This window comes from Gleimia hominis, assembly GCF_032085515.1.
Lineage (GTDB): Bacteria > Actinomycetota > Actinomycetes > Actinomycetales > Actinomycetaceae > Gleimia > Gleimia hominis.
The window spans coordinates 46,692-73,226 of record NZ_JASXSX010000002.1; the positions used below are offsets into that span (position 1 = coordinate 46,692).

A 26,535-nucleotide genomic window follows, 5' to 3' on the forward strand; every position below is an offset into this window, starting at 1 on the left:
GTTACAGTTCGTAGGTGGCGCCGGCGTAGGCGACGGACAGGGGGCCGTCCCACGCGCGGCACGCTTCCGCGAGCACTACGGTACCTTCCGTCCAGGGTTGAATATGTGTCAGAACCATGGTTTTCACCTGCGCCTCACGCGCCAGCTGCCCGGCGCGTTCCCCGGTTAGATGAATCCCCCGCGGCTCATCCGCATCGGTGAACCCCGCTTCGGACAACAGTAGGTCAACGCCGCGCGCCATCTGCGTAATCGTCGCACACGTGTCCGTGTCCCCCGTGTAGGCAAGAGAAACACTATTGCCCGGTTCTTCCTCGGCTGGCCCTTCGATGCGGAACCCGAACGCCGGTACCGTGTGGCGCGCCGAGTACGGTGTTATCCTCAGCGGACCAACCTGAAAAGACCCTTCATTTTCTAAGGTGAACGGCGCGAACTCGCCCTCATACTGCTCTTCGGGCCGGGCCCCATCAATGCCCCGCACGCGATCTAACACCCCATCGGGGGCCGCGAGCATCACCGGGCCAAGTGGCCCATCCGGATGCCACTTGCGGTGCACGTGCATTGAAATGATGTCTCCCATGTGATCGGCGTGCGTGTGCGAAAGCAAGAGCGCATCGATCTTGCGCACGTCCATGTAGCGCCACAACTGCCCGAACGCACCCGGCCCCAAGTCGAGCACCACCGAGAACGTGCGGTCTTTACCCGAAACCTCATCTATCCCGCGTGCCTGCACCAGGTAGCACGATGCGGGGGCGGACGGGCCGGACATCGACCCAGTGCATCCCACAACTGTCAGTTTCATTCACGTACCTCCAAGTGTTTTACGTGAGAGACAACGGGCCCCAAAAAGCGGCGCGCTAGCGGTTCAAAACTTTCACTTTGCCCTGTGGCATAAAATTCGTACGAGGGAGCGTCCAGCTCGGTGCGCAGCATTTCTCGGTTCGTCAGCACGTGATACACCTCGTCGGCACTGGCTTCGGAGGAGGACACGAGGTTCACGCCTTCCCCTAGCACGTAAGACAGCACGCCTGTGAGCAGCGGGTAGTGCGTGCACCCCAAAATCACTGTGTCCACGTGGGCTGCCTGCACGGGCGCTAAATATTCACGTGCTATCTGCAGGATGCGCCCACCGGTCGTTTCCCCTCGTTCCACAAACGGCACGAACTGCGGGCATGCCTGCTGGGTTAGGGACACCCCGGGGAAAGCTGAGAACGCTCGTTTGTACGCCCCGGAACGCACGGTCGCGGCCGTGGCTAATACCCCAACGTGGCCGTTGCGAGTCAACGCCCCAGCGCGCCGCGCAGCCGGTTGCACCACTTCCACAACGGGAATGTCATAGCGATCCCGCGCCTGTGGCAAAGCCGCTGCAGACGCCGTGTTGCAGGCGATGACGAGCATTTTAATTCCGCGGTCCACCAGCTCATCGAGCGCCCTTAAAGTTAGTGAACGCACGTCCTCAAGCGACTTATCCCCATACGGGGTGTGCCGAGTGTCCCCCAGGTAAACAATGGATTCGCGGGGGAGTTTATCAATCACAGAACGCGCCACCGTGAGCCCTCCAAGGCCTGAATCAAAAATCCCTATTGGCGCATTCCCCATGCTCTTAGAGTACTGTTAAGCACCTCATTGGGGCAGTATCTGAATGAGTGAATCCTGCCACCAAGACACCATGACATAGATGACGGCAGTGAACTGCAGCTGCGGCGCATCAGGATCCTGATCCAACCACGTACCCGAATTCTCTGATGCCTCCGGTGGCCCGCCCGCAAAGAGGATCTGCTCCGCCCGGGTAGTTAAAATGCCCATCACCTCGGCGTCATCCACTGGCAGTTGAGCGGACAGCACGAGCCGCAAGTCATTCAGCGCAGCCAACCACTCCCACTCTTGCCCCAGCGGGATCCAGATTTCTTCTGGCGATTCTCGCTCTTGCAGGCACTGTAGGAGCGCGTGGAGCCGTTGGCTCTTGTCGTACCGCAGTGATTCTTCCGTTAGGGCCCGAAGTTTTTGCGCTTCTTGAGGGTCCGAGCTGAGCGGTGGAATCAGCTTTCGCAACGCCGGATCTTGAGGTTCGGGGCGAGTCACTTCTTCTTCCACGGTGGCTGTCAGCACGCTGGTAACCGGATCCACCGGCGCGTCTAATACCTGCAGTGCCTCGCCGAGAAGCTGGGTGAAGATCGCTTCAACATCCGCGTCGAACGCAGCCCGGTAGCCCTGTTCGTCTCGTTCAAACACGCTGATATACACTGCCCGTTTCGCTACCTATCTACTCGTGCCGGATTCGTCAATGCGCGTCCTTCTATGATTCGCTTGAGGTCGCCGGTTCCACCGTTGCTTGCAGACCGTACCCATGCATTGCCAGCGCATCCGCTTCCATGTGTTCGCGTAGGCCCCGCGCCACCACTGCTCTGCCCTCGTTATGAACTAGCAGCATGAGGGATTCGGCACGCTGCGGTGAATACCCGAAGTGGCGTTGGAACACGCGCGTCACGTACGACATCAGGTTCACCGGATCATCCCACACCACGGTGACCCACTGGTCATGCTCAAATGCTGAGGTTGCGGGTTGTTCGCGTTTTTGTTCATCGATAAGGGGACCGACCTGCATAATCTCAGCTTATGCAATAGATCACCAAGTTATGGCACTTTCGGCCTATACTTTACTTATGCCTGCTTCAGTATCAACTGCACTTTTGACCGATATGTACGAGCTGACGATGGTGGATGCCGCGTTGAAATCCGGCCACCACGAACGTCGCAGCGTGTTCGAACTGTTTGGCCGCAGACTGCCTGCTACCCGTCGTTTCGGTGTCGTCGCCGGTACCGCACGCGTGTTAGAGGCCCTGCAGCGGTTCGAGTTCACCCCGCGGATGATCGATTGGCTCGCAGAAAAACACATTGTTTCCGACGATTGTTTGGATTTTTTGAAAGACTTCCACTTCCGCGGCCGCATTGACGGGTATGCGGAAGGGGAGTGTTATTTTGAGGGGTCACCGATCCTCACTGTTGAGGGCACGTTCGCTGAAGCGGTGATGCTCGAAACTCTAGCGCTGTCTGTTTTTAACCACGACTGCGCGGTGGCTTCCGCCGCGTCGCGCATGACGATTGCCGCGCACGGCCGCCCGTGCATGGATATGGGGGCACGGCGCACCCATGAGCGCGCCGCGGTTTCTGCTGCGCGTTCCGCAGTGATCGGTGGGTTTGGGGGCACCTCCGACCTGGAGGCCGGGATCCGCTACGGGATCCCCACGATCGGCACGTCCGCACACGCGTTCACTTTGCTGCACGACACGGAAGATGACGCGTTCAAAGTACAAGTTGATGCGCTCGGCACCTCCACCACTTTGCTGGTAGATACTTACGACGTGTACGAGGGAGTGGAACGGGCGGTGCGCATAGCCCGCGAGGCCGGTGGTGAACTCGGAGCGGTCCGCATTGATTCCGGTGACCTGGTGGCACAAGCCTTCAAAGTGCGGGGCCTGTTGGATTCTCTGGGTGCTGAGTCAACAAAGATCACGGTTACGTGCGACCTGGATGAGTACTCCATTGCCGCACTCGGTGCGGCACCCGTCGATTCCTACGGGGTGGGAACTCGGTTGGTAACCGGTTCCGGCGTGCCCACTGCGGCACTGGTCTACAAGATGGTGGCTCGTGGGGATGAGCACGGTAACTGCGTTAACGTAGCGAAGCACTCCACTTCAAAATCCACTGTCGGAGGCCGTAAATACGCCGGTCGGGTCTACGGGGCAGACGGGTACGCTACCGAGGAACTCCTCGTGATGGGCCCTCGTGATGCAGCCATGGCGGCGCTAAAAGAAGCGGGAGCGCGTCCACTGCAGGTACCGCTCATAATCGACGGTGAGATCCAAACGGAGCACTGTTCGAAAGAATCGTTACAAGCCGCGAAAGAACGCCACGTCAAAGCCCGCAACGAACTGCCGTACCAGGGGTGGCGACTGTCGCAGGGCGAACCCGCCGTCACCACCCGCTACCAACGCGTTTGAGGCCCTACTTTCCGCCTACAAACCACGAGCGCAGCAGGTTTATGCGCGCATCAATCTGCTCCACACTCGCTTGAGGTACTTCTGGCCCACCGCACCGCCGGCGCAGCTCGTTGTGTATTTTCGCGTGAGCCTGCCCGGAGCGGCGGGCCCACGTGGACACAAGACGCGAAAGCTCCTTGCGTTTAGCAGCCCGCTGTCGGTGCAGTGACATCCCTGAGTTCTCTGCGCGCTTTTGGGCGCTGCGGGCTTCACGACGTTTCGTCCGCGCCTGCTCTGCCTGGTGGGCGCGCAGCAGCTGCGTCACCTGATCGGGCTCCAACAACCCCGGTATCCCAAGGTAGTCCTGCTCTTCAACAGACCCCACGTCCGCGGTTTCCCCGAACGAGGCACCGTCGAACAGCACGCGGTCGAACTCCGCTTGCGCCCCCAGCGCCTCAAAGCCGGGCAGCAGCTCTTCACTGGCTCGTTCCTCTTTCTGGGCCTGCTGCAACGCCACTTCGTCGTCGAACATTTCCTGTTTCTCAGGCCGGTCCAACGCGTGGTCGCGCTGCACCTCCATCTGCTCTGCCAGTTCAAGCAGATCCATCACGGACGGGATGAACACAGACGCGGTCTCACCTCGCCGCCTAGCCCGCACAAACCGGCCTACCACCTGCGCGAAAAACAGGGGGGTTGCCGCGTTCGTCGCATACACTCCCACCGACAAGCGGGGCACGTCCACCCCTTCGGACACCATTCGAACCGCAACCATCCACCGGTCCGTAGAGTTAGCGAACGCGTCAATGCGGTCGGAGGCACCCTCGTCGTCAGAAATGACGACGGTGGCGGGGCTACCTGTGATCATCCGCAGATGACGCGCATACGCCCGCGCCGCATTTTGATCAGACGCAATCACTAACCCGCCAGCATCGGGCACGGACTGGCGCACTTGGGATAGGCGCTGATCTGCGGCCGCCAGCACGGACGCCACCCACTCCCCTTTCGGATCCAACGCGGTGCGCCACGCCTGCTTCATCATGTCTTTGGTCAGCGGCTGGCCCAGCCGAGCACTGACCTCGTCACCGTGCCGCGTCCGCCACTGCATCTGCCCCGAATAAGAGTGGAACAGTACGGGGCGCACCACCCCGTCTTTTAGCGCTTGCGTGTACCCGTACTCGTAGTCCGGCTTAGATCGGCGCACCCCCTGCTCGTCACGTTCGTAGCGCACAAACGGAATCGCTGCGGTATCCGATCGAAAAGGCGTGCCCGTGAGGGACAGGCGCCGCACCGCGGGGCCAAATGCTTTCGCGATCCCATCGCCCCAAGACAGCGCATCCCCCGCGTGGTGAACCTCATCCAAAATAACCAGCGTGGGGAACTGGCGGGTGCGTAACTCGTGCAACGGCGGGTTCGCAGCCACCTGGGCGTAGGTCACGGCCACGCCGTCAAAATGAGCTCCTGCTCTGCCCTGCGAGTTCGTGAAAGCGGGGTCAATGTGGATGCCCACACGCGCGGCCGCATCTGCCCACTGACTCTTTAAGTGTTCAGTGGGGCACACCACCGTCACTTTCCTGACGACGCCCCGGCCCATTAGCTCCACCGCTACGCGCAGCGCGAACGTTGTCTTCCCCGCGCCGGGGGTAGCTACCGCCAAGAAATCAGTTGCGCCAGATTCTAAATACTGCGCTAGCGCCTGCGCCTGCCACGCACGAAGATTACCCGCTGTCCCCCATGCGGCTCGCGCAGGGAACGCGGGTGGTAGCTGTTCGGCAGCAGCGCTTGAAGCTTGTTGCGGGTAGGAGCTGTGGGGCTTGTTCTCCCCTTCGTTCACTTATCCCCCGAGTTTCCATCTGAATACGGCCAGTTTTTACCAAACTTCCCCATCTGGTCGCGCAGCGCTTTACAGCGCGGACACACCGGGTACTTACTGGGGTCGCGCATCGGCACCCACACTTTACCGCACAGGGCGATCACGGGTTGGCCAGAAATCATCGACTGCCCAACCCGGTCTTTACGCACAAAATGAGCGAACCGATCGCGGTCACCGGGGTCTTTTTGTTCTTTCGTTTCCGTGCGTTCCAGTACGGATGTACCGCCCTGAGGGGCGCCTTGCGGCGCTACCGGCGGTGCACCGGGGGTGTCGGGCCCACCGGGTGCGGCGGGTGAGTCGAGATTATCTGAGGCATACATACCTCCATCCTAAAGCAGGCTGTCTCAGAGGCAACCCCCGGGGCTACGCATCACTTGTGGGCACACCACCTGCAGGTGCACCACTTGCGGGCGCACCACCTGCAGGCGGCCTCACTGCGCTGGGTCACGCGAACGGGTGGCCCCACTGTGGTGGGTCACGCGAACGGACGGCCTCACTGCGCTGGGCGCGCAAAAACGCCCCGGGGATTACCCCGAGGCGTTCAAGTTCAAACCCGTGTTACTTGTTTGAAACCGCTTTCTTCAACGTGGAGCCAGCGGAGATCTTCACACCGTAGCCAGCGGGAATCTGGATTTTCTCACCGGTCTGCGGGTTACGGCCCGTGCGGGCGGCACGAGAAACGCGCTCCACCGAGAAAAGACCAGTTACCTTTACGGGCTCCCCTTCAGACAGGGATTCAATGAGCGTGTCCTGGAAAGCAGCCAGGGCGGCGTCAGCCTGCACCTTGGTGAGGTTTGCTTTCTCTGCGATCTGAGCTACGAGCTGTGTGCGGTTAACGGACATGAAAAGACCTTTCGATTAGACGATATCTAAATATCGGGAAAGAACGCTTAACGCGTCTCACAACCGTTACATTAGAGCTTTTCGCGCTCGTTGTCAGGTTTAAGGCTCAATCTGTGGCCTTTTTGTTAGAAATTGCAACTTTTTCTCCGCGTTTATTCTGTTGCCGCGCATTTTCTGTTATTATCCCCAACCTTTCCTCATAATCTCGCCATGTCACTCGGTTTTTCCGTGCGTTTCCCGCGATAGAGGTAGGTGGTTAAACTGGCGGTGATAACTTGGTTAATTCTTGAGGTACTTGAGGGGCGCTATGAGTCGTCGTAAACCGTCCGCGTTGGACCAGCTTGCGGATCAGTACGTGGAGCAGCTGCAACAATTAGAACCCGACTTGGCGATCGGGTTAGGCCATCGCCTGCCAGAACGGGCATTCGCGGATTATTCGGCCTTCGGAGCCGAGCAGCGCGCCACCTTAGTCAAACGCACTCTGTCGAAAGTGCAGAACACTTCCACCGCTGACGCGACCGATGAGGTGACGAAGATGGCGTTGGTGCAGTCCCTCAACGGGGAACTGGCGTTGCATGAGGCCGGACTTTCAGTGGGGAACGTGGGTAACATCGCTACCCCGATGCATAGTATCCGCGACGCCTTCGCGCTAATGCCAACTGCTTCAACCCGCGACTGGGAGGACATTTCGCGGCGCTTACGCGCGGTTCCTGAGGCGCTGGATACCTACCGCGCTGGGATTGAAACTGCGATTGACAGTGGCCACGCGCCGACCCGCACGCAGACCGAAGCTCTGCTAGAGGACCTCCGGGCGCAAATAAGTGACTCTAACCCGTACAAAAAAGTGGTTGAAACCCCTAACTTGCCCGCGTCCATGAAGGCGGAGCTGCAGCAGGCAAGCCTTGCTGCTACGGAAGCGACCGCGGAGTTCGCCCAGTGGATTAAAGTGCACGTGCGGCCCGCGAGTGTGAACCCAGATGCGGTGGGACGGCAAAACTACCGGCTGCATTCCATGGAGTTTCTGGGAATGCGCATTGACCCGGAGGAGACTTACGATTGGGCGCTGGAAGAACTGCGCCGCATCCACGCGCAACAGGTAGAGATCGCGCATGAACTGTACGGCGCAAACACAACTGTGGCGCAGGCGCTGGCGAACTTGGACAAGGAGGAACGCTATCAGCTGCGGGGCACCGACGCCCTCAAAAAATGGATGCAGCAGGTCGCGGACCAAGCGGTAGAAGACCTAGCGGGCCAGCACTTCACGGTCACTGAACCGATGCGGCACATTGAATGCATGATTGCGTCGTCTGCGGACGGGGGGATCTACTACACGGCACCGTCGGCGGACTTTTCGCGGCCGGGTCAAATGTGGTGGTCGGTTCCACCTGGGCAAGAAGTGTTCCACACGTGGCAAGAAAAAACCACTGTTTACCACGAGGGCATGCCCGGACACCACATGCAGCTGGGGCGAGCCACGGCGCTGCAAGGCCGGTTGAACACGTGGCGGGCAAACGTGTGCTGGTATCCCGGCCACGGGGAAGGGTGGGCCCTGTACGCAGAAGCGCTCATGGACCAGTTAGGGTACCTAACGGACCCCGGTGAGCGCATGGGCATGCTCGATTCACAGCGTCTGCGTGCGGCGCGGGTGGTGGTCGACATTGGATTGCATTGCGAACTGCGCCGGCCCAATACCTCATACTTGGAAGAAATTGGGATCACTGAACGGGAATATGAGGCGCATATGCAAGACTCCCCGTACCGCAACCTGGGGCAGGTGGACGCGCAGCCGGGTGGGTGGGACCGCAACCACCTGTGGGCGTTCATGGCTAGTAACGTCGCAATGCAACCGGCGTTCTTGCAGTTCGAGACTACGCGTTACCTCGGGTGGCCGGGACAAGCGTCGGCGTACAAGGTGGGGCAACACCAGTGGGAACTGACCCGCGACCACTACTTGGCCCAGCCCGACCCCGTCACGGGTGAACGTCGCAGTTTGCGGCAGTTCCACGATGAGGCCCTCGCTTTGGGTGGCTTACCCCTATCCGTACTAGACCGGGCGTTGAACAGCGATGAGTAACCCATTCAGAGGCCCGGTGGCATTTGATAGTCAGGCAGCGTCTGATGGTCCGCAAGCTCCTGGTAATTCGGTGGCGTCTGATGATCCGCAAGCGCCTGGTAATCCGGTGGAGTCTGATGGCCCGGTCGCGTTTGTTTTAGCGTCGCAGTCGCCCGGGCGGGCTCAGGTGGCGCGCAGCGCGGGTTTGGACCCGATTATCCGCGTGTCCCACGTGGATGAGGAGGCGATTCTAAAACAGTTCGTGAACCCGCATGGGGCACAGCAGGCCGCGCAGAAAGTGTGCGCACTCGCGCAGGCAAAAGCCCGCGCGGTGGTGGCGGAACTAACGAGCATAGATTTTTCACAGACCAAAGCCAGCCGCGGGCTAGTGGTTGGGTGCGATTCCATGCTGGAAACCGATGGAGCGCTGGTAGGAAAACCACATACGCCAGAACTTGCCCTCGAGCGGATCCGGGCGCAGTCTGGTAAATCCACGTGCCTACACACGGGACACGCGGCTTACCTGGTGTCCATTGACCACGCCAGTGGCAGCGTCTCAACAGTTGAACACGTGGTGGCGCAAGCGGAGACTGTGGTGCACTTCGGGGACATCTCCGAGTCGGAAGCCCGCGCATACGTCAACACGGGTGAGCCGCTGGAAGTTGCCGGTGCCTTCACGATCGACGGTTTAGGTGGCCCATTCATCCGCGGGGTGGAAGGTGATCCCCATGCGGTGGTCGGCCTTTCCCTACCACTTTTGAGGTCCATGGCGAAACAACTCGGGGTAGCCTGGCCCTCACTGTGGGCAGCTAGACTCGCAGCGGAGCGTCGATAGTACTCATGTCCGCACAGGCCCAGCGCCCAACAGGCTCGTGACATCAGTTCGCGGGCTAGCACCTCCTAATAGGCACTAGCCCGCGAGCGATTCAATTTACTCCTGGCCGGGGCGGATCGTGCGCTGACGCAACGGCACGTACTCGCGATCCAACTCACCCGTGTACACCTGGCGGGGCCGGCCAATCCGGGTCTCCGGGTCACGCGCCATCTCGTGGTACTGCGCGATCCACCCGGGGAGGCGTCCAAGCGCAAACAGGGGGGTGAACATCTTCATCGGGAAGCCCATCGCAGAGTAGATCAAGCCCGTGTAGAAGTCCACGTTCGGATACAGCTTGCGTTCAATAAAGTAATCGTCGTTAAGCGCAATCTCCTCAAGCTGCATGGCAATCTCAAGTAACTCATCGGAGCGACCCAAACGATCCAACACGTCGTGCGCTACATCCTTCACAATCGCTGCACGCGGATCGTAATTCTTGTACACGCGGTGGCCAAAGCCCATCAGCCGCTCGTTCGTATCCTTGTCTTTAACACGGTTCACGAAGTCTTTAACGTCCTGCTTCGAATCGCGAATCCGCTGAAGCATGCGCAACACGGCCTCATTCGCACCGCCGTGCAACGGGCCAGACAGGGCCCCAATCCCCGCCGCCACAGACGCATACAAGTTCGCGTGCGAGGAACCAACCACCCTCACCGTAGATGTAGAGCAGTTCTGCTCGTGGTCCGCATGCAGGATGAACAGCATATCCAGGGCCCGCACGATAGTGGGATCAATATCGTAGGACTGGTAGGGCAGGCCGAACGTCATCCGAATGAAGTCTTCCGTGTACGAACGACGCGCGTCCGGGTACAGCAGCGGCAAGCCGACGGCACGCTTGTGGATGTAAGAAATCATCGTTGGCATTTTCGCCAACAGCAGCACCGAGGCCAGGTCCAAAGCCTCATCGTCCGCCGGATCCAAAGTCTCTTGGTAGTAAGTAGCTAAACCCGCTACCCCAGCTTGCAAGATAGCCATCGGATGCCCATTGTGTGGGAACGCGGTGAAGAACGCTTTGAAATCTTCGTGCAGCATTCGGTGGCGTTTAATTCTACGCAAGAACGCTTCGAGCGTCGCCGCCTTAGGCAGCTCCTTATAGATCAGTAAGTACGCGGTCTCCAAGAAGCTGGAGTTTTTCGCCAACTGCTCGATGGGGTAACCGCGGTACTGCAACACGCCGGCACCACCGTCAATATAAGTGACGGCTGAGGAACAAGCAGCTGTATTAGTGAACCCGGGGTCGTACACGACATCACCGGTGGTGGACAGTACTTTACCGACACTCAAACCATCCGAGCCGCGCTTCCCACGGACCCGAGTTAAAGGAACTTCTTGTTTCCCATCTATGAGTTTGCCATCCACTGGGGCATCAGATTTCTTTTCTGACACCTTGTCAGCTACCTTCTTGTCAGCCATGACGCCTCTCCCATCTAAATCGTTGCCACAACGATCCGCTGTGGCACTCCTCATAGTGAGAATATCTCGAAATCGAGGTTTTTTCGATAGTTAGAGGCCGCTTCTTTTCTTAATCTTGATTCTGAGGCGGAAGGTTCTCGATCATCTCATCGTCGAAGTCTTGTTTGCCTACCGCCATGGCCCCGCCGGGGGATCCCAAGTCCTTGAAGAAATCCACGTTCGCACGGTAGTAATCAGACCATTCGTCTGGCACATCATCTTCGTAGAAGATCGCTTCAACCGGGCACACTGGTTCGCACGCACCGCAGTCAACGCACTCCTCAGGATGGATATATAAGCTACGGTTACCTTCGTAAATACAGTCCACTGGACATTCGTCTACACACGCGCGGTCTTTAACGTCTACGCACGGTTGGGCGATAATGTAGGTCAAAACTCCACTCCTTAATCAATCGATCCAAGCACTTTGGGTGCCGTAAGCACCGGGAGAAAAAGTACCTCAATCGGCGTCTACTATTATCTCACTTATGAACGAACATAACGCAACTGGACCCCGCCGCGAACGCAGCACAGCCAAGCCCCAGCGCGAGCATGGCACAAGCAGGCCCCAAGCCGAACACGGAGCAAGCACGCCCCAGCTACCGTGGATGGCCTGGCAGGTGGGGGAACGCGTAGTGGTGCGCTACCGGCTCCCAGACGGTCTGCACGACGCACTCGGGCACCTAACGGAAGTGAATGCGCACTCCGTGACCGTTGAAACTAAACGCGGCCCGGTTACAGTACCGGCGCAAACCATGGTGACAGGAAAGCGAGTGCCACCGGCGCCTCCCACGCAAAGGCAGTGAACCCACCGGCTGCGTCTTAGCCGCAGCCAGTATTTAGGCAACTATGGCGTTCAGCGGAAACCGGCGCGGTAGCACACGATCGTACTGCCTGCGTTCCGACCCGCGTTTTGTCTAGCCGCGTGCGCCCCGGCGAATCCGCGCTGCGATCTTGAAACGCTCCTGGGCTGAAAGCACGTTCTTGCGGATGCGGATGTCGTGCGGCGTCACTTCCACGCATTCGTCGTTAGAGGCGAACTCTAGTGACTCCTCCAACGTCAAGCGACGCGGCGGCACCAGGCCCTCGAAGTTATCCGCGGACGCAGCCCTCGTGTTCGTCTGTTTCTTCTCGCGACACACGTTCACGTCCATGTCCTCATTGCGTGGGTTCTCCCCCACCACTTGCCCCTCGTAAACTTCGGAGCCGGCCTCAATGATGAACGTGGCCCGTTCCTGCAAGTTAACCATGGCGTACGGGGTCGCTTGCCCCGCCCGGTCGGCAACTAAAGACCCGGTTTTGCGCGATTCAATTACCCCGTGCCACGGCTCGTAGCCCGCACTGATCGACGCCGCAATCCCGGTGCCGCGCGTGATTGTGAGGAACGCGGTACGGAAACCAATCAGACCGCGCACCGGCACGGTGAACTCCATGCGCACCCACCCGGTTCCGTGATTCGCCATTGTTTCCATCCGGCCTTTGCGGGCTGCAAGCAGCTGAGTCACATCCCCCAGGTAGTCTTCCGGAACGTCAACCGTGAGCGCATCCATTGGTTCGCTCAATACCCCGTCAATCTCGCGGGTAACCACCTGCGGTTTCCCAACCGTGAGTTCAAACCCTTCGCGCCGCATCTGTTCAACTAAGATTGCCAACGCCAGTTCACCCCGGCCCCGCACCTCCCACGCATCCGGACGGTCGGTAGGCAGCACCTGAAGCGACACATTCCCCACTAGTTCGCGCTGCAACCGGTCTTTCACCTGCCGAGCAGTTACCTTCGCTCCCCGCACACGCCCAGCCATGGGGGACGTGTTAATACCGATCGTCATCGAAATGGAAGGATCGTCCACGTGAATTAGCGGAAGTGGCCGCGGATCCTCCGGATCCACCAGGGTCTCCCCGATCATGATGTCGTCAACCCCAGCTACCGCCACAATGTCACCGGCGGTCGCGCTTTGCGCTGGGACCCGCTCCAGACCTTCGGTGCGCAACAGCTCAGTGATGTGCACGTTTTCAATGCTGCCGTCGCGGCGCGCTAACGCCACATTCTGCCCTTTAGTTAGCTTGCCCGCATGAATGCGCAGCAGCGCAATCCTGCCCAAAAATGGAGACGCATCCAAGTTCGTCACGTGCGCCTGCAGCGGCGCATCCGTGTCCACCACCGGCCCCGGAATCGTTTCGAGCAGGGTTTCAAACAAGGGCTCTAAGTCTGAATCGGGCACCTCGCCGGGTTCGGGCTGCGTCAGGGAGGCCCGTCCCAGTTTCGCGGACGCGTATATTACCGGCACGTCCAGCAGCCGATCCAGGTCCAGCTCCACCCCCTCATTCACGAGGTCTTCCGCGAGGGAAAGCAACAAGTCCGTGGTCTCATCAACCACTTCGTTAATGCGCTGATCGGGCCGGTCCACTTTGTTCACTACCACCACGACGGGCATGCGCGCTTCCAACGCTTTGCGCAGCACGAACCGGGTTTGCGGCAGAGGCCCCTCGGACGCATCGACGAGCAGGAGTACGCCGTCAACCATTGACAAGCCTCGCTCCACTTCCCCACCGAAATCCGCGTGGCCCGGAGTGTCGATCACGTTGATGGTCACCCCATCGGTCAGACCACGTTTTTGCGCGGCTTGCCCCCGGTAGTGCACCGACGTGTTTTTCGCCAGAATGGTGATGCCCTTTTCCCGTTCCAGATCCCCAGAGTCCATCACCCGATCTTCTTGTTTCGACTCCTCGTGGGCGGAGAAAGCACCGGCCTGACGCAAAAGCGCGTCCACCAGCGTTGTTTTACCGTGATCCACGTGGGCAACGATAGCGACGTTACGGATATCTTCACGGCTGTGCATACGGATCTCCTCAGGGCTCCTCATTGTCTTAAAAATCAGTTATAACTCTAGTCTTTCGCCAGCGTCATGCCGAAACCACTGCGATGCGACGTTCGACACGTGCCAGGCGCGATAGGTATGCTCTTGGCATGTTCCCCGTCATTGTTTCACGTGCGCGCGCGCCGCGTATAGGTGTGCTGGTGCTAGCTGCTTTTGGTCTGCTCGCCGGCGGGTTTTTCTTGTTTTCCGATGGGTTTCGTCAAGGTTGGCGTTCCATTCCGGTGATCGCCACCGTCTTAGTTGTCGCGTGGTTACTGTGGTGGGTTCCGCTGCTAGTCGTAGATGGGAAGGGCGTGTGGGCCCGTAATGTCTGGACCCGCGTGTTTGTTCCTTGGGATGCGCTTGAGGGAGTAGAGGTGCGGCTTGGCTTAATCCTTGTCGCCAGCGGCCAGCACTACCGTTTGTCTGCCTGCCAGCCTCCCAGTTCGCTGCGCCGCATTGGGGATCGCACTCCGCTGCCACTGCCTCATATTGACGAAGCCCGCCCACAGTTTACGTGCGATTTGGATGCCAACCAGGGGCGAGAATTACTAACCACCCTGCAGTACAGGCGTGAGCACGAGCAGTTGCAGATCCGCTGCACGCAAGAGCATGAGCAACAACGCGCCCGCGTGGAACAAGCGGGTTACTCCCAGCCTGGGTCGCCCGCACCATTCACCGTGAGCCGGCGCTTAAACTATCCCACATTATTTGCCTGCCTTGCTCTGGCGGCTCTTTGGGCTTCCCTGTGGTTCATTTAATCCCACGCTCTCCCTGCTCTTCGTTCAATAAAAGTGCCCCGGTGAGCACTCAACCGGCTGCGGTATCGCAAACCAAGTTGTGCGCCCCGGGGCACCTAAATGAACCTAGGGTTCATTCAACAAACCTGTATAAACAAACCTATCCAACAGGCCTATTTAACAAAGCCGATGTTTTCTGCACGCGGGCTAGCGAGCCCGAATGAACCGAAGTTCGCTAGGTCAGATGGGACAGCGGTGAAGTCCATGCGGCGGTACAGAGGCATAACCATCACTTCATCCCAGATTGCTTTATCAATCTTGTTCACAATTTCTGCACGCTTCTTCTGATCTAGCTCAGTATCTGCTTTCGGCGTGAGTTCTTTAATCGTTTCGTTGCACGCATCCGAGTAGTTCTGAGGTGCCTCGCAGCCATACAGCTGGGTGATGTTATTCATTGGGAACACCGTGGACTCCCACGCGAACGAGACGGATTCAAACTGCCGATTCTGCAGCACGTTCTGCCACTCTTCTTGCGACGTGTTCACCAAGTTGACCTTAACGCCAATCTTCTTCATGTCGTCTTGGAAGAGTTTCCCTTCGTTTTCCGAGGTGGGGATCCCAACCAGCATGGAGTATTTAATCTCCAGTTCCTTACCGTCTTTCATCCGGTAATCTTTGCCGTTCTCTTTCTTCCACCCTGCTTCGTCGAGCTGCTTCTCGGCCGCTTTCGGATCGTACTTGAAGTCCGTGGAGTTATCCGCGTATTCGGAGTCGGTGGGGACGAAGAAGTGGTTGCCCACCATCAGTTTGTCAACGTCAACGGGAAGCCCCGCCAAGTCAGAAGCAGCAATCGCCTTCCGGTTCGTGCCCTTCACGATCGCTTGCCGCACGTTCTTGTCCTTCAGGTTCCCAGCATTGTTATTAAACGTGATATGGCGCCACTGCAAACCACTGGCTGCACGCACCTGCGCCCCACTGCGTTTTTGCACCTTGTCGAACTCATCTTTCGTCACAATCGAGGTCACGACGTCAATCTCGTTGTTCGCAAACGCGTTCCCACGCAGATCCGGGGTCATCGCTTTAAACGTCATCTCGTCCAACAGTGGTTTATCGCCCCACCAGTTCTCGTTCGGCGCCAGCGTGATCATCTTCTGCGCTTGATCCACTTTAGAGATCTTGAACGGGCCGGCAGCCCACTCGGGGTGCGGTTCTTTCTGTCGCGCCGTATTGAACGTCTCCGGGTCCTTCACTGCCTCCGCATTCTCCACAGTGGACCACATCGATTGCCAGTCCGGGTACGTCGACTTGAAGGTCGTGACTACTTCGAACTCGTCTTTACCCTGTTTTACTTCTTTAACCTCGCGGTAACCGTCAGTGCTGGCGATTTCATATCCCTCGTTCTCGCCGTTCAATGCCTTCCAGGTGGCAATGTAATCCTTGGCGGTAATGGGATCACCGTTGCCCCATTTCGCATCCGGATTCAGCGTTAACGTCACCACCTGGGGTGGGCCGTCCTCCACCTTCACATCCTTAATGAAGTTCGGATTCGGGGTCCGCTTATTGTCTGCACTGTTATCAAAGTTCGTCGGCATCGTGAAATTGTGAATAGTGCCGTAATCAGCGGTGTTCCCCGTCGCCTGATGGTAGTTGAAGTTAGCGGGGAATGTGCCAATCTCAAGACGCAGCTTGCCGCCTTCCTTCAACTTACTGCGATCCATTGCGTTAATATCACTAGCTGCCGGGGCGTCACCGGAACCTTTACCGCTGCCAGAACCACCGCCGCTAGCGCAGCCCGTTAGTACCAGCGCACCCGCCGCTGCGGCTGCTGCCAGTACCCGTGTCACTCGTTTCACCGTAGTACCTCCTCCATACCGATGAATCACGTCTGCACCCCACCGGGTTGATGGAACGCGTTAGGTGCAATGTATAGAATGTTCAGCCACCTGTAAGCCGTTGTCTCATTCTTTGATCGAAATTTACCTAAATGTAACCTCATGCGCCGGTGGCCCCCACCACCGGCACTGAAGCTAGAACACGTCCGCGGTCTGCGGATAGTGGCACGCGTTTGCACTATCCGCATTCTCCACAGATTTCAGTTGCGGCATCTGCTCCAAGCAAGGCCGCCGCTGCTCATCCGTCATCGCCGCGAACTTGGGGCACCTCGTGCGGAACCGGCAACCCGACGGCGGGTTCGCTGGTGAAGGCAAATCCCCCTGCAGCAGCACCCGGTCACGACTGCGTTCCTTCTTCGGATCCGGAATCGGAATCGCCGACAGCAACGCCTGCGTATACGGGTGGCGCGGATGGTCAAAGACCTCATCCACATCCCCGATCTCCACAATCTGCCCCAAGTACATAACCGCCACCCGGTTCGCAATGTGCCGCACCACCGAGAGGTCGTGGGCGACGAACAGGTACGACAGGTCCAGTTTCGCCCGCAATTCCTCAAGCAAATTAATGACCCCCGCCTGAATCGACACGTCCAGGGCCGATACGGGCTCATCCAACACCAGCAGCTTAGGACGCAACGCTAACGCACGGGCAATCCCCACGCGTTGCCGCTGCCCACCTGAGAAGTGGCGCGGATACCGATTCAAGTGCGACGGTTCCAAACCAACAGTTTCAATCAGCTTGTGTACCCGCTCGTCAATGTCCTTCTTCTTCCACCCGTTGTACTTCAGTGGCTCCGCAATAATGTCGTAAATCGGCATGCGCGGATCCAACGAAGCCATCGGATCTTGGAACACGACCTGCAGATCCCGGCGCACGCGCTTGCGTTCCGAACGGTCCATCTGCCCCGTATCCTTACCGAGCACTACGATGCGGCCATCCTCCGGGGCCTTCAAATCCAGAATTTCCAGCAGCGTGGTGGTCTTCCCACACCCGGACTCACCCACGAGCCCCAGCGTTTCCCCGGCCTTAATATCCAGCGAAATCCCATCCACGGCATGCACAGTACCCACGCGCCTCTTAAACACCGCGCCCTTCATGAGGGGGAAGTACTTGCGGACATTCTCTAACCTCAGCACTTCCTCACGCTTATTGCGGTCCTCATCGAGCGCAGAGGGAGTGTACGCCTCCGGCACCGGGAAAATCTCGCGGTACTGCCAGTTGTGCTCACTAATTTCCGGGGCACGCACACACGCCAACCGGTGCACGTCCTGCTCCCCCGCCTGCTCCGCTGGCACTTCCGGCGCCGCCTTCAACTCGGGTTCCCCCTTGCGGCACTCGTCATTAGCCAGCGGGCACCGCGGCACAAACGGGCACGCCGTAGGGGGCGTCAACATGGACGGCGGGTTACCTTCAACCGGCACTAACGCCTCATCCCGCGTCATATCCGGTCGCGGCAAAGACCCCAGCAGGCCAATCGTGTACGGCATGGATGAGCGGTAGAAAATGTCATTCACCGTCCCCGACTCCACACACCGGCCCGCGTACATTACCGCCACCCGGTCCGCCAAGCCCGCAACAACCCCCAGGTCGTGGGTGATCAAAATAATCGCCGCACCCGTTTCTTGCTGCGCGGTTTTTAGAACCTCAAGAATCTGCGCTTGAATCGTCACATCCAACGCTGTGGTCGGCTCGTCCGCAATAATTAAATCCGGATCGTTCGCAATCGCCATTGCGATCACTACGCGCTGGCGCATCCCGCCGGAGAACTCGTGTGGGAACGACTTCACCCGCCCCTTCGGATTCGGAATCCCAACCAGGTCAAGTAGCTCTACCGCGCGTTCTTCCGCCTGCGCTTTCGTCATGTTCTGGTGGATCCGCAAGGCCTCCACAATCTGATCGCCAATCGTGTACACGGGCGTGAGGGCCGACAGCGGGTCTTGGAACACCATCGCCACTTTCTTGCCGCGCACATCCGACATCCACCGGTCCGACTTACCTAACAGTTCCGTTCCATGCAGTCGAACACTGCCTTTAACTCGCGCGGACTCCTCCAACAAGCCCATCACCGCCATCGACGTCACGGACTTACCCGAGCCGGATTCCCCAACAATGCCGAGCACTTCCCCGGCGTTCACGTGCAGGTTCACCCCCCGCACCGCGTGCACATTACCGTCTTCTGAAGGGAAAGTTACATTCAAGTTTTCAATCTCGAGGACGGGCACGCCCTCTTGCCGCTGCGGAACCGCTTCCGTCGCGGCCTGCTGCTTAGTTTTGCTGCTCATGCTGCATGACCTCCTGATTTGGATGAGGGATCGAGGGCGTCGCGTAAACCATCCCCAATGAAGTTCACACAAATAAGTGTGCACACCAAGATTGTGGCGGGCGCGAGGAACACCCAGGGTGTCGTTGTGGCGGACGCCTGGCCCTCAGCAATTAACTTGCCCAAAGACGTGTTTGGCGCCTGGACACCAAAACCGAAGTAAGACAGGACGGTCTCACTCATAACAGCGGTTACGAACCCCAGAGCACAGTCGATAATCAAATAGGACGCCACGTTCGGGATGATGTGTTTCGTAATAATCACCCACGAGGGGACGGACATGAACTTCGCTGCCCGCACGTACTCCAGATCCTTCACCGCGAGCGTCATCGACCGCACCACGCGGGCGGTAAGCATCCACCCGAATGCGGCGAGCAGAATAATGAACGTCACGATCGAACCTTTTGAGGCGCCGCCGCGTTGCGAGATCACGGCGATCAGCAGGAACGAGGGGATCACCAACAGCAAGTCCACGACCCAGAGCAGGACTTTGTCAACCACTTTGCCAAAATACGCCGCAGCAGACCCAACGAGGGCTGCGACCACGGTTTGGATCAGACATACGCACACGCCAATTAGGAGGGATTTGCGCAGCCCCTCCAGGGTTAATGCGAGCACGTCACGTCCCCCTTGTGTGGTTCCAAACAGGTGCTCACCCGACGGGGGTTGCAAGAAAGAGACGTTGTCGACATCCGCGAAGTTCCACGGGCTGAGGAACGGGCCGATAATGGCTAGGAGCACAATCAGGAAGAACCCGATTAAGCCCACCACCGCTGTTTTTGACCTGGCGAACCGCCGCATCACCAGTGCCCGCCGGGTCATCTGCTTGCCCTCTTGGGTGGAGGGGTCCACTACCTGAGCGGCCTCGTCTTCCACCGCTGAAGGTGGCTGCGCGTGCGCTGCGCTAGTTACTTGTTCGGACATGTTTAGCTCACTCTCACTCGCGGATCAACGAGCACTACAAGCACGTCGGAAAGGATGGCACCGGTTAACGTACAAACCCCAGAGAAGGCCACGACCGCCGCGGTGCCATTAATGTCTTGTTTCATAATGGACTCAACCGAGTACTGGCCCAGGCCGTGCCAGCCGAAAATCGTTTCCGTAACCGTGGCCCCCAGGAACAGGGTGGCAACCGCGAACGCGAAGTACGTGGCCATCGGCACCATGGAGGTGCGCAGCGCGTGGCGGATAACCGCTTTGGTTTTAAACAGGCCTTTTGCGCGGGCAGTGCGAACGTAGTCGGCCCCCAGCGTGTCGAGCATGAGGTTACGTTGATACCGCGAATAGCTGGCAATACCGGTGAGGGACATGGAGATGGTGGGCAGTAACAGGTGCTGGAGCCGATCTACTATCGCCGCTCCCGGATAACTGCCTATCTGCCCGGTTTCCCCCACGAACTCGAAGAACTGCGTGCCGGTAGCGGCGTTGAACTGCGTTGCCCCCACCTGAAGTAGGGTTGCGAGCACGATCACGGGAGTGGAGATGACCACCAGTGAAAGCAGTGAGATCAACCGGTCCGCAAACGAGTACTGCTTAGTCGCCGTCCACGCACCAACCGCCACGCCACCGACCATGCCGATTAGCGATCCGATTACAATTAGGCGAACCGACACCCAAATGCGGATCGAAATGATCTCGTTAACCGACTCTCCTTTCGGGGTTTTCCCCCAGTCCCAGCTGGTCACAATGGACTGCAGCCAGTGCATGTAGCGGTCTGTCAGTGGGATGCTGTCCGAAAGGTTGTACGAAGTCAAAGTGCGTTCAATCAACGCCCAATCCAGGTTGGGATTGGACAGGTCGTACGCCGCTTTCGGGTCCATTGAAACAGCCGCGATGAGGTATGCGAGCGACACGGCAACGAAAAGCAACACCGCATAGTTCGCTATTCTTCTTAGTAAATAGAAGAACATAAGCCCGTCCTTCAAATATGCCACCCCTGGCAACACCACATTGTATGAGGGAGAGTGCGTGGGCACCAACGGATTTTCATTTCTTGTCTAAGCACATCTAAAGAAGAATCCATCTCTTCTTCAGATGTTTTTTTGCAGACTAGCACACGATTGGACGGCGCGCCTTTTACTCCCATTAATCGGATAGTTCTGCATGTGATTAACACACTATGTTTTCTACAGGCACAGGTGTATAGTTTTGATCCATGCTGAGTAAAAAGGGGGCAACTCCTCTTCCCTTGCTGGTGGTAGGCGCTCTTGGCGTAGTCTTCGGAGACTTGGGCACGAGCCCTCTGTACTCCCTACACGCAGTATTTACGTTACATAATGGGGCTTTAAAACCTACCGAAGAAGATATTCTTGCCGTACTTTCGCTGATTATTTGGTGCTTAATTATTATCGTGTCGGTTGGTTACGCGACCTTTATTATGCGTGCCGATAATAAGGGTGAGGGTGGTATCCTCTCGCTTGTTTCTTTGATTCGACATCGACTTGGGAAAGCCGATCCCCGCGCCGTAGTTGCAACGTTCATAGCGATTATGGGAGCGGGATTATTTTATGGTGATTCCCTGATTACCCCTGCGGTTTCCGTAATGAGTGCGGTGGAGGGGCTCGAGGTGGCGAACCCGGAGTTTTCCCACTGGGTGATCCCCGCGTCGATCGTGATTCTTTCGCTCCTGTTTTTTGTGCAGCGCTGGGGAACGGGACGCATTGGCGTGGCGTTCGGCCCTATCATGTGCTGTTGGTTCCTCACCCTCGGTGGGCTGGGCCTGGGCCCAATCCTTGACAATCCATCGATTTTATGGGCACTGTCCCCCATGCCGGGGCTTCGGCTGGCGGTTGCGCACCCGTTTATCACGTTCTTAGCTCTTGGCGCCGTGGTGCTTACCGTCACCGGTGTGGAAGCCCTTTACGCCGACATGGGGCATTTTGGGCGGCGCCCAATTGTGATCGCGTGGTTCACCCTTGCGTTCCCCATGCTCATTTTGAACTACCTGGGGCAAGGTGCGAACCTTTTGCTACACCCCGAGGCGCTGAATAACCCGTTCTTTGAGCTCGCGCCCCGCTGGGGGCAACTACCCCTCGTCATCCTCGCTACCCTCGCCACAGTCATCGCATCACAAGCCGTAATCTCAGGGGCATTCTCCGTGTCCCGACAGGCGTCCCGGCTGTCGTTCCTACCACGTTTGAAGGTACTGCAGACCAGTAAGAGCATGGGTGGGCAGATTTACTTACCGGCCGTAAACCACATGCTGTGGATCGCTGTAATGGCCCTGGTTTTGATCTTCCAAAGTTCCCAGAACTTGGCGTCCGCATACGGTTTCTCGGTGTCTGGCACACTGATTTTAGAGATGAGCTTGTTCCTGCTGATGGCCCGCACAATCTGGCACTGGCCGGTTTGGCGCATCGCGCTGGTTGCGCTCGCAATTGGGTCTGTTGAGGTTGCGATCTTCCTCGCGAATATCGCAAAACTAGCGACCGGCGGGTGGCTCCCCCTCATGGTGGCGATCATGATGGTGATCATCATGACGACTTGGAAGAAGGGATCCAAGATCGTGTTCAGCCGCCGCGCGGAACTGGAAGGCCCCCTATCGGATTTCATTTCGACCGTTAAGGCCCGGGGTGTGCGACGCGTATCTGGCGTCGCCATTTACCCGCACGGCAACCCCACCACAGCGCCTTTAGCGTTGCGTTCAAGCGTGCTGTTCAACCGCGTGCTACACGACCACATTGTGATTGTGACGATTAAACACATTGGGGTGCCGCATGTGCGCCACACACGCCGAGTGGAAGTGACGACTCGCGGCGACCAGACCTACGGGATAATCCACATGAACTACCGGGTGGGCTTCAACGATTCTCAGAACGTACCTGCCGCGGTGCAGCTGATGTGTAGCGCCCACCCGGAGTTCGGAATCGACCCAACGATTGCCCAGTACGTGCTGTCCACCTATCGGATTGAACCGGGCAAGGACAAGGGCGTGAGGTACGCGCGCAGTGAACTGTTCCGCTGGTTAGAACGCATGGGCGCGAACCGAACCCAAAGTTTCAAACTGCCACTGGACCGCACCATCGTAGTGGGCGCGTCAGTGGAAGTTTAACGCGTGCCCAAGTTGCGCATGAGCCCGTGGAGCCCGAGTTTGCGCATGAGCCCGTGGAGGATTAACGCGCAAGTATGTGCGAACGCATCAAGTTCTAGCAGCGTTAGCCAACTTGTCTGGTTGCGCTGGTAAAGCTAATCGCGTCGCTGACTGCACGGGGAGAGCTACCCGACTGCACGGGAGTGTTAATCAACTAAGCGCGTCGATAAGACGCAGGTGGTTAACCTCGGCTCAGACGTTGAACTTGAACTCGACAACGTCCCCGTCTTGCATCACGTAGTCTTTACCTTCGAGCCGGATCTTCCCAGCCGCACGCGCCTGCGCGGTAGAACCGAGCTCATCCAGATCCTCAAACGAAACCACTTCCGCTTTAATGAAGCCGCGTTCAAAATCTGTGTGAATCACACCAGCTGCCTGAGGTGCCGTCCACCCCTTGTGAATAGTCCACGCCCGTGCTTCTTTGGGCCCAGCAGTCAAGTAGGTTTGCAAACCCAGCGTGTCGAACCCAACGCGCGCCAACTTGTCTAGCCCAGACTCGTCCTGCCCGGATTCACGCAGCATCTCCCGCGCCTCATCCTCGTCGAGCTCCACCAGTTCCGCTTCGAACTGAGCATCCAAGAAAACTGCTTCTGCCGGGGCCACTAGGTCGCGCAACTGCGCCTGCGCAGCCTCATCGTCCATGCCGGCCGCATCCATGTTGAACACGTAAATAAACGGCTTCGCGGTCATCAACTGGAACGTGGCCACAACCTCCGGATCCAAATCCGAACCCGGTAGCGCTCGCGAAATCAACTGTCCGTCCTCAAGGATCTGCAAGGCCTTCTGCGCCGTCGACAGCACCGCCGCATCCGTCTTGTGGCCCCGCACTTCTTTTTCAAGACGCGGAATCTGCCGCTCCAACGTCTGCATATCCGCAAGAATCAGTTCCGTCTCAATCGTTTCAATATCAGACTTCGGATCAATCTTGCCGTCCACGTGGGTCACGTCAGCATCCTGGAACGCGCGTGTCACCATGCAGATTGCCTGTGCCTCACGAATATTAGCAAGGAACTGGTTGCCCATCCCCTCACCTTCGGAAGCGCCCTTCACAATCCCCGCAATGTCCACGAAAGACACGGTGGCTGGCAGGATCCGTTCGGAATCAAAAATCTCCGCTAGCCGGTTCAACCGCGCGTCAGGCAAAGGCACTACCCCCACGTTCGGTTCAATCGTTGCGAACGGATAGTTCGCCGCCAACACGGTTGCGCGGGTGAGCGCATTGAACAACGTCGACTTGCCTACGTTAGGCAATCCTGCAATACCAATCGTTAAAGCCACGCGAACAGTCTACCCTCCGCAAAAGAAAACACGAATAACGCCCTGCATTCCCAACTGGGAACAGCCGTCAAACCAACCCCCTATTTGGCACCACTAGACCAACTTGATTCAATAACCATATGGAAACTGCAACGTGGATAATCGCCCTAATATGCCTGCTAATTGGCAGTGCAGTCGGCTACGCGCTCGGACGCTCCCGCCCGCACACCGACACCACCCCAACCCCACCAGTTGACCTGGGCCCGCTTCACGACTCCATTCGCGCACTCGGCCAACACGTGCAACACATGGAAGTCACCCAGGGGCAAAGCATGGGCACGTTTGGGGAACAACTGCGTCAAACCCAGAACCTAAACCGGATGATCCTAGAGGCAACCAGCGGGCTCGACTCCGCATTGCGACAATCCCCCAAACGGGGCACGTGGGGTGAAGTCAGTTTGCGACGCGTGCTGGAAGCTTCCGGCTTAACCCGCCACATAGATTTCGAACAGCAGGTCTCTGCAGGTGGGAAACGCCCCGACGTGGTGGTGCAACTCCCCGCGAAATCAAGCTTGGTAATCGACGCGAAAGTCCCCCTCGACGCCTACCTGAAAGCCCGTGAAGACGACGAGCAAGCCGGCACCTACATGCGCGAACACGTGCGGGCAGTGCGCCGGCACGTGCAAGAACTCGCGCGCCGCACCTACCCGCAACTAGTGGAAGGCAGCGTGGATTCCACCATCATGTTCCTGCCCTCCGAAGCGCTTGTCGCCGCCTCTTTCGACGAAGACCCCACGCTGTTTGAACAAGCACTGAGCGCAGGCGTGATTATCGCCGGGCCCGCTTCCCTCATGATTTTGCTGCGTTCAGTAGGGAGCCTATGGGCCCGACAAGAAGTTAACGACGACGCGCAGGCTCTACTCGAGCTCGGCAACACACTCGTTGATCGTTTAAATGTGGTGACGAACCACCTGGTGAGCCTAGGCGACAGTATTCGCGCCGTTGCCAAACACTACAACGCCACCATCGGGTCGCTTGAAGGTCGCCTGCTGGTCACCGCCCGCAGCATCCGAGCAGTCTCAGACCGGGTTGCGGATACTCCCCCGAATGTGGACGAACCGTTGCGCCAACCGAAACCGCAAACCGACAACTAGTCAGCTCGCATTCCCAAGCGTGGCTGCTTGTTTAGCAGGTGTGGTCGGGGCCTGGCACGCGTTTCGCACCCGCCCCGGTTTTCCCTGCATTTTGCAGTTTTGTCCGGAGGTTGCGCGGTAACTGGAACGTAATGGTTTCTGTGCGGGTCTTTACCTCTTCCACCTGCGGGTAGCCTAAGCCCTGTAGTTTCTTGATCACGTCGCGCACCAGGATCTCAGGGACAGAAGCCCCGGACGTAACACCCACGCAGTGGGCATCGGCAAGCCAATCTGCATCCAACTCGCTGGCCTTGTCAATCCGATGGGCCGCGGGGGCACCCGCGTCGAGCGCCACCTCCACGAGCCGCACCGAGTTAGACGAGTTCGCAGACCCCACCACAATCATCACATCCACGTTCGGAGCGATTCTCTTAACCACTTCCTGCCGGTTCTGCGTGGCGTAACAAATGTCGTCACTGGGCGGGTCAATCAGGTTCGGGAACCGCTGACGCAACCGCGCCACCGTTTCTTTCGTTTCGTCCACACTCAGCGTAGTTTGCGACAGCCACACCACCCGATCGGGGTCCCGTACCTGCACCTGATCTACTTCCTGAGGGGTACCAACCACCTGTATGTGTTCAGGTGCTTCTCCCTGCGTGCCTTCCACCTCTTCGTGCCCCTGGTGACCGACCAAAATGATGTCGTAATCATTCTTCGCGAAGCGGATCGCTTCCTTGTGTACCTTAGACACGAGAGGACACGTGGCATCGATCGTACTCAAGTTCCGGGCCGTGGCTTCGCTACGCACCGCGGGAGACACCCCGTGGGCTGAGAACACCACGCGCGCGCCCTCAGGCACTTCATCAGTCTTGTCTACAAAAACCGCGCCGCGTTCACTGAGGGTCTCGACCACATAGCGGTTGTGAACGATCTCTTTACGCACGTAAATCGGTGGGCCGTAAAGATCCAACGCTTTCTCTACCGCATCCACCGCTCGGTCCACACCCGCACAGTAGCCACGCGGAGAGGCCAGCAGAATTTTCTTCCCAGTCGTTTCACTCACGCCTCTTAATCTACCTTCCGATACAGTTTTTCTCTGCCCCACATCCGCCTGACCACTCACCTCACAAAAACCGCGTGGCAGCCAGCCGATATCCACAGCACAGGCAACATCCACA

23 protein-coding genes are annotated in these 26,535 nt (G+C 58.2%); 7 read left to right on the top strand and 16 right to left on the bottom strand.

Features of this window, described 5'->3' with window-relative positions:
- Position 1 precedes the first annotated feature (1 nt).
- Genes QS713_RS07045 through clpS form a run of 4 tightly spaced genes read right to left on the bottom strand, consistent with a single transcriptional unit; the run spans position 2 to position 2,602 of the window.
- Complete coding sequence (locus QS713_RS07045) at positions 2 to 799, bottom strand: MBL fold metallo-hydrolase (RefSeq protein WP_313273895.1); 798 nt, start codon at positions 797 to 799, stop codon at positions 2 to 4.
- Entirely contained in the window at positions 796 to 1,596 is an 801-nt protein-coding gene (gene murI, locus QS713_RS07050; RefSeq protein ID WP_313273896.1) for a glutamate racemase, read from the bottom strand. Before murI ends, QS713_RS07045 begins: the two co-directional genes overlap by 4 nt.
- A 24-nt stretch (positions 1,597 to 1,620) precedes the next feature.
- A complete protein-coding gene (locus QS713_RS07055) occupies positions 1,621 to 2,241 on the bottom strand; it encodes a DUF2017 family protein (protein WP_313273899.1) in 621 nt (206 codons plus the stop codon).
- 52 nt (positions 2,242 to 2,293) lie between these two features.
- Positions 2,294 to 2,602 (bottom strand): ATP-dependent Clp protease adapter ClpS, encoded by a 309-nt coding sequence (clpS, locus tag QS713_RS07060; protein WP_313273901.1) that lies wholly within the window; start codon positions 2,600 to 2,602, stop codon positions 2,294 to 2,296.
- Positions 2,603 to 2,660: 58 nt separating this feature from the next.
- On the opposite strand from clpS, the gene QS713_RS07065 reads away from it, so the two are divergent.
- Positions 2,661 to 3,998: a nicotinate phosphoribosyltransferase gene (locus QS713_RS07065; protein ID WP_313273902.1), complete on the top strand. Its 1,338-nt coding sequence runs from the start codon at positions 2,661 to 2,663 to the stop codon at positions 3,996 to 3,998.
- Between the two features lie 4 nt (positions 3,999 to 4,002).
- Here the strand turns inward: QS713_RS07065 and QS713_RS07070 are convergent, their stop codons facing one another.
- The 3 genes from QS713_RS07070 to QS713_RS07080 all read right to left on the bottom strand — a co-directional run bounded on the left by QS713_RS07070 (position 4,003) and on the right by QS713_RS07080 (position 6,690).
- A complete protein-coding gene (locus tag QS713_RS07070; protein WP_313273904.1) occupies positions 4,003 to 5,808 on the bottom strand; it encodes a DEAD/DEAH box helicase in 1,806 nt (601 codons plus the stop codon).
- On the bottom strand, positions 5,805 to 6,167 hold the full coding sequence (locus QS713_RS07075) for a DUF3039 domain-containing protein (RefSeq protein ID WP_102217123.1): 363 nt from the start codon (positions 6,165 to 6,167) through the stop codon (positions 5,805 to 5,807). Before QS713_RS07075 ends, QS713_RS07070 begins: the two co-directional genes overlap by 4 nt.
- A 238-nt stretch (positions 6,168 to 6,405) precedes the next feature.
- Positions 6,406 to 6,690 carry an HU family DNA-binding protein gene (locus tag QS713_RS07080; protein WP_102217124.1) on the bottom strand — a complete coding sequence of 95 codons (285 nt, stop codon included), beginning with the start codon at positions 6,688 to 6,690 and terminating at the stop codon, positions 6,406 to 6,408.
- 307 nt (positions 6,691 to 6,997) lie between these two features.
- On the opposite strand from QS713_RS07080, the gene QS713_RS07085 reads away from it, so the two are divergent.
- Together QS713_RS07085 and QS713_RS07090 are read left to right on the top strand one after the other, a co-directional pair.
- Complete coding sequence (locus QS713_RS07085) at positions 6,998 to 8,764, top strand: DUF885 domain-containing protein (protein WP_313273906.1); 1,767 nt, start codon at positions 6,998 to 7,000, stop codon at positions 8,762 to 8,764.
- Positions 8,765 to 8,780: 16 nt separating this feature from the next.
- The gene (locus tag QS713_RS07090) at positions 8,781 to 9,578 is read left to right on the top strand and encodes a Maf family protein (RefSeq protein ID WP_313273907.1); all 798 of its coding nucleotides are present in this window, start codon (positions 8,781 to 8,783) and stop codon (positions 9,576 to 9,578) included.
- 96 nt (positions 9,579 to 9,674) lie between these two features.
- Here the strand turns inward: QS713_RS07090 and QS713_RS07095 are convergent, their stop codons facing one another.
- Together QS713_RS07095 and fdxA are read right to left on the bottom strand one after the other, a co-directional pair.
- The gene (locus QS713_RS07095) at positions 9,675 to 11,030 is read right to left on the bottom strand and encodes a citrate synthase (RefSeq protein ID WP_313273909.1); all 1,356 of its coding nucleotides are present in this window, start codon (positions 11,028 to 11,030) and stop codon (positions 9,675 to 9,677) included.
- A gap of 109 nt (positions 11,031 to 11,139) precedes the next feature.
- Positions 11,140 to 11,463 carry a ferredoxin gene (fdxA, locus tag QS713_RS07100; protein ID WP_102217128.1) on the bottom strand — a complete coding sequence of 108 codons (324 nt, stop codon included), beginning with the start codon at positions 11,461 to 11,463 and terminating at the stop codon, positions 11,140 to 11,142.
- A gap of 94 nt (positions 11,464 to 11,557) precedes the next feature.
- Here fdxA and QS713_RS07105 point away from each other — a divergent pair, with 94 nt between their 5' ends.
- A complete protein-coding gene (locus tag QS713_RS07105) occupies positions 11,558 to 11,875 on the top strand; it encodes a putative acetyltransferase (RefSeq protein WP_313273913.1) in 318 nt (105 codons plus the stop codon).
- Positions 11,876 to 11,986: 111 nt separating this feature from the next.
- On the opposite strand, the gene typA is transcribed toward QS713_RS07105, so the two are convergent.
- Positions 11,987 to 13,906, bottom strand: coding sequence for a translational GTPase TypA (gene typA, locus QS713_RS07110; RefSeq protein WP_313273915.1), 1,920 nt, complete (start codon positions 13,904 to 13,906; stop codon positions 11,987 to 11,989).
- 179 nt (positions 13,907 to 14,085) lie between these two features.
- Here typA and QS713_RS07115 point away from each other — a divergent pair, with 179 nt between their 5' ends.
- A complete protein-coding gene (locus QS713_RS07115) occupies positions 14,086 to 14,685 on the top strand; it encodes a hypothetical protein (protein WP_313273918.1) in 600 nt (199 codons plus the stop codon).
- A 152-nt stretch (positions 14,686 to 14,837) separates the two neighbouring features.
- Here QS713_RS07115 and QS713_RS07120 read toward each other — a convergent pair whose 3' ends face one another.
- From QS713_RS07120 to QS713_RS07135, 4 genes are all read right to left on the bottom strand, one after another.
- On the bottom strand, positions 14,838 to 16,517 hold the full coding sequence (locus QS713_RS07120) for an ABC transporter family substrate-binding protein (RefSeq protein WP_313273919.1): 1,680 nt from the start codon (positions 16,515 to 16,517) through the stop codon (positions 14,838 to 14,840).
- A gap of 174 nt (positions 16,518 to 16,691) precedes the next feature.
- Positions 16,692 to 18,839, bottom strand: coding sequence for an ABC transporter ATP-binding protein (locus QS713_RS07125; RefSeq protein ID WP_313273922.1), 2,148 nt, complete (start codon positions 18,837 to 18,839; stop codon positions 16,692 to 16,694).
- Positions 18,836 to 19,801 (bottom strand): ABC transporter permease, encoded by a 966-nt coding sequence (locus QS713_RS07130; RefSeq protein WP_102217132.1) that lies wholly within the window; start codon positions 19,799 to 19,801, stop codon positions 18,836 to 18,838. The genes QS713_RS07125 and QS713_RS07130 overlap by 4 nt, the downstream gene beginning before the upstream one ends.
- A gap of 2 nt (positions 19,802 to 19,803) precedes the next feature.
- Positions 19,804 to 20,787, bottom strand: a complete 984-nt coding sequence (locus QS713_RS07135) for an ABC transporter permease (RefSeq protein WP_313273924.1) — start codon at positions 20,785 to 20,787, stop codon at positions 19,804 to 19,806.
- 245 nt (positions 20,788 to 21,032) lie between these two features.
- Here QS713_RS07135 and QS713_RS07140 point away from each other — a divergent pair, with 245 nt between their 5' ends.
- A complete protein-coding gene (locus tag QS713_RS07140; protein ID WP_313273926.1) occupies positions 21,033 to 22,928 on the top strand; it encodes a potassium transporter Kup in 1,896 nt (631 codons plus the stop codon).
- Positions 22,929 to 23,159: 231 nt separating this feature from the next.
- Here QS713_RS07140 and ychF read toward each other — a convergent pair whose 3' ends face one another.
- Positions 23,160 to 24,245, bottom strand: a complete 1,086-nt coding sequence (ychF, locus tag QS713_RS07145) for a redox-regulated ATPase YchF (protein ID WP_313273928.1) — start codon at positions 24,243 to 24,245, stop codon at positions 23,160 to 23,162.
- Between the two features lie 119 nt (positions 24,246 to 24,364).
- Between ychF and QS713_RS07150 the strand changes: the two genes are divergently transcribed.
- Positions 24,365 to 25,378: a DNA recombination protein RmuC gene (locus QS713_RS07150; protein WP_313273930.1), complete on the top strand. Its 1,014-nt coding sequence runs from the start codon at positions 24,365 to 24,367 to the stop codon at positions 25,376 to 25,378.
- 31 nt (positions 25,379 to 25,409) lie between these two features.
- On the opposite strand, the gene QS713_RS07155 is transcribed toward QS713_RS07150, so the two are convergent.
- Positions 25,410 to 26,420 (bottom strand): 4-hydroxy-3-methylbut-2-enyl diphosphate reductase, encoded by a 1,011-nt coding sequence (locus QS713_RS07155; RefSeq protein ID WP_313273932.1) that lies wholly within the window; start codon positions 26,418 to 26,420, stop codon positions 25,410 to 25,412.
- Between the last annotated feature and the right edge of the window lie 115 nt (positions 26,421 to 26,535).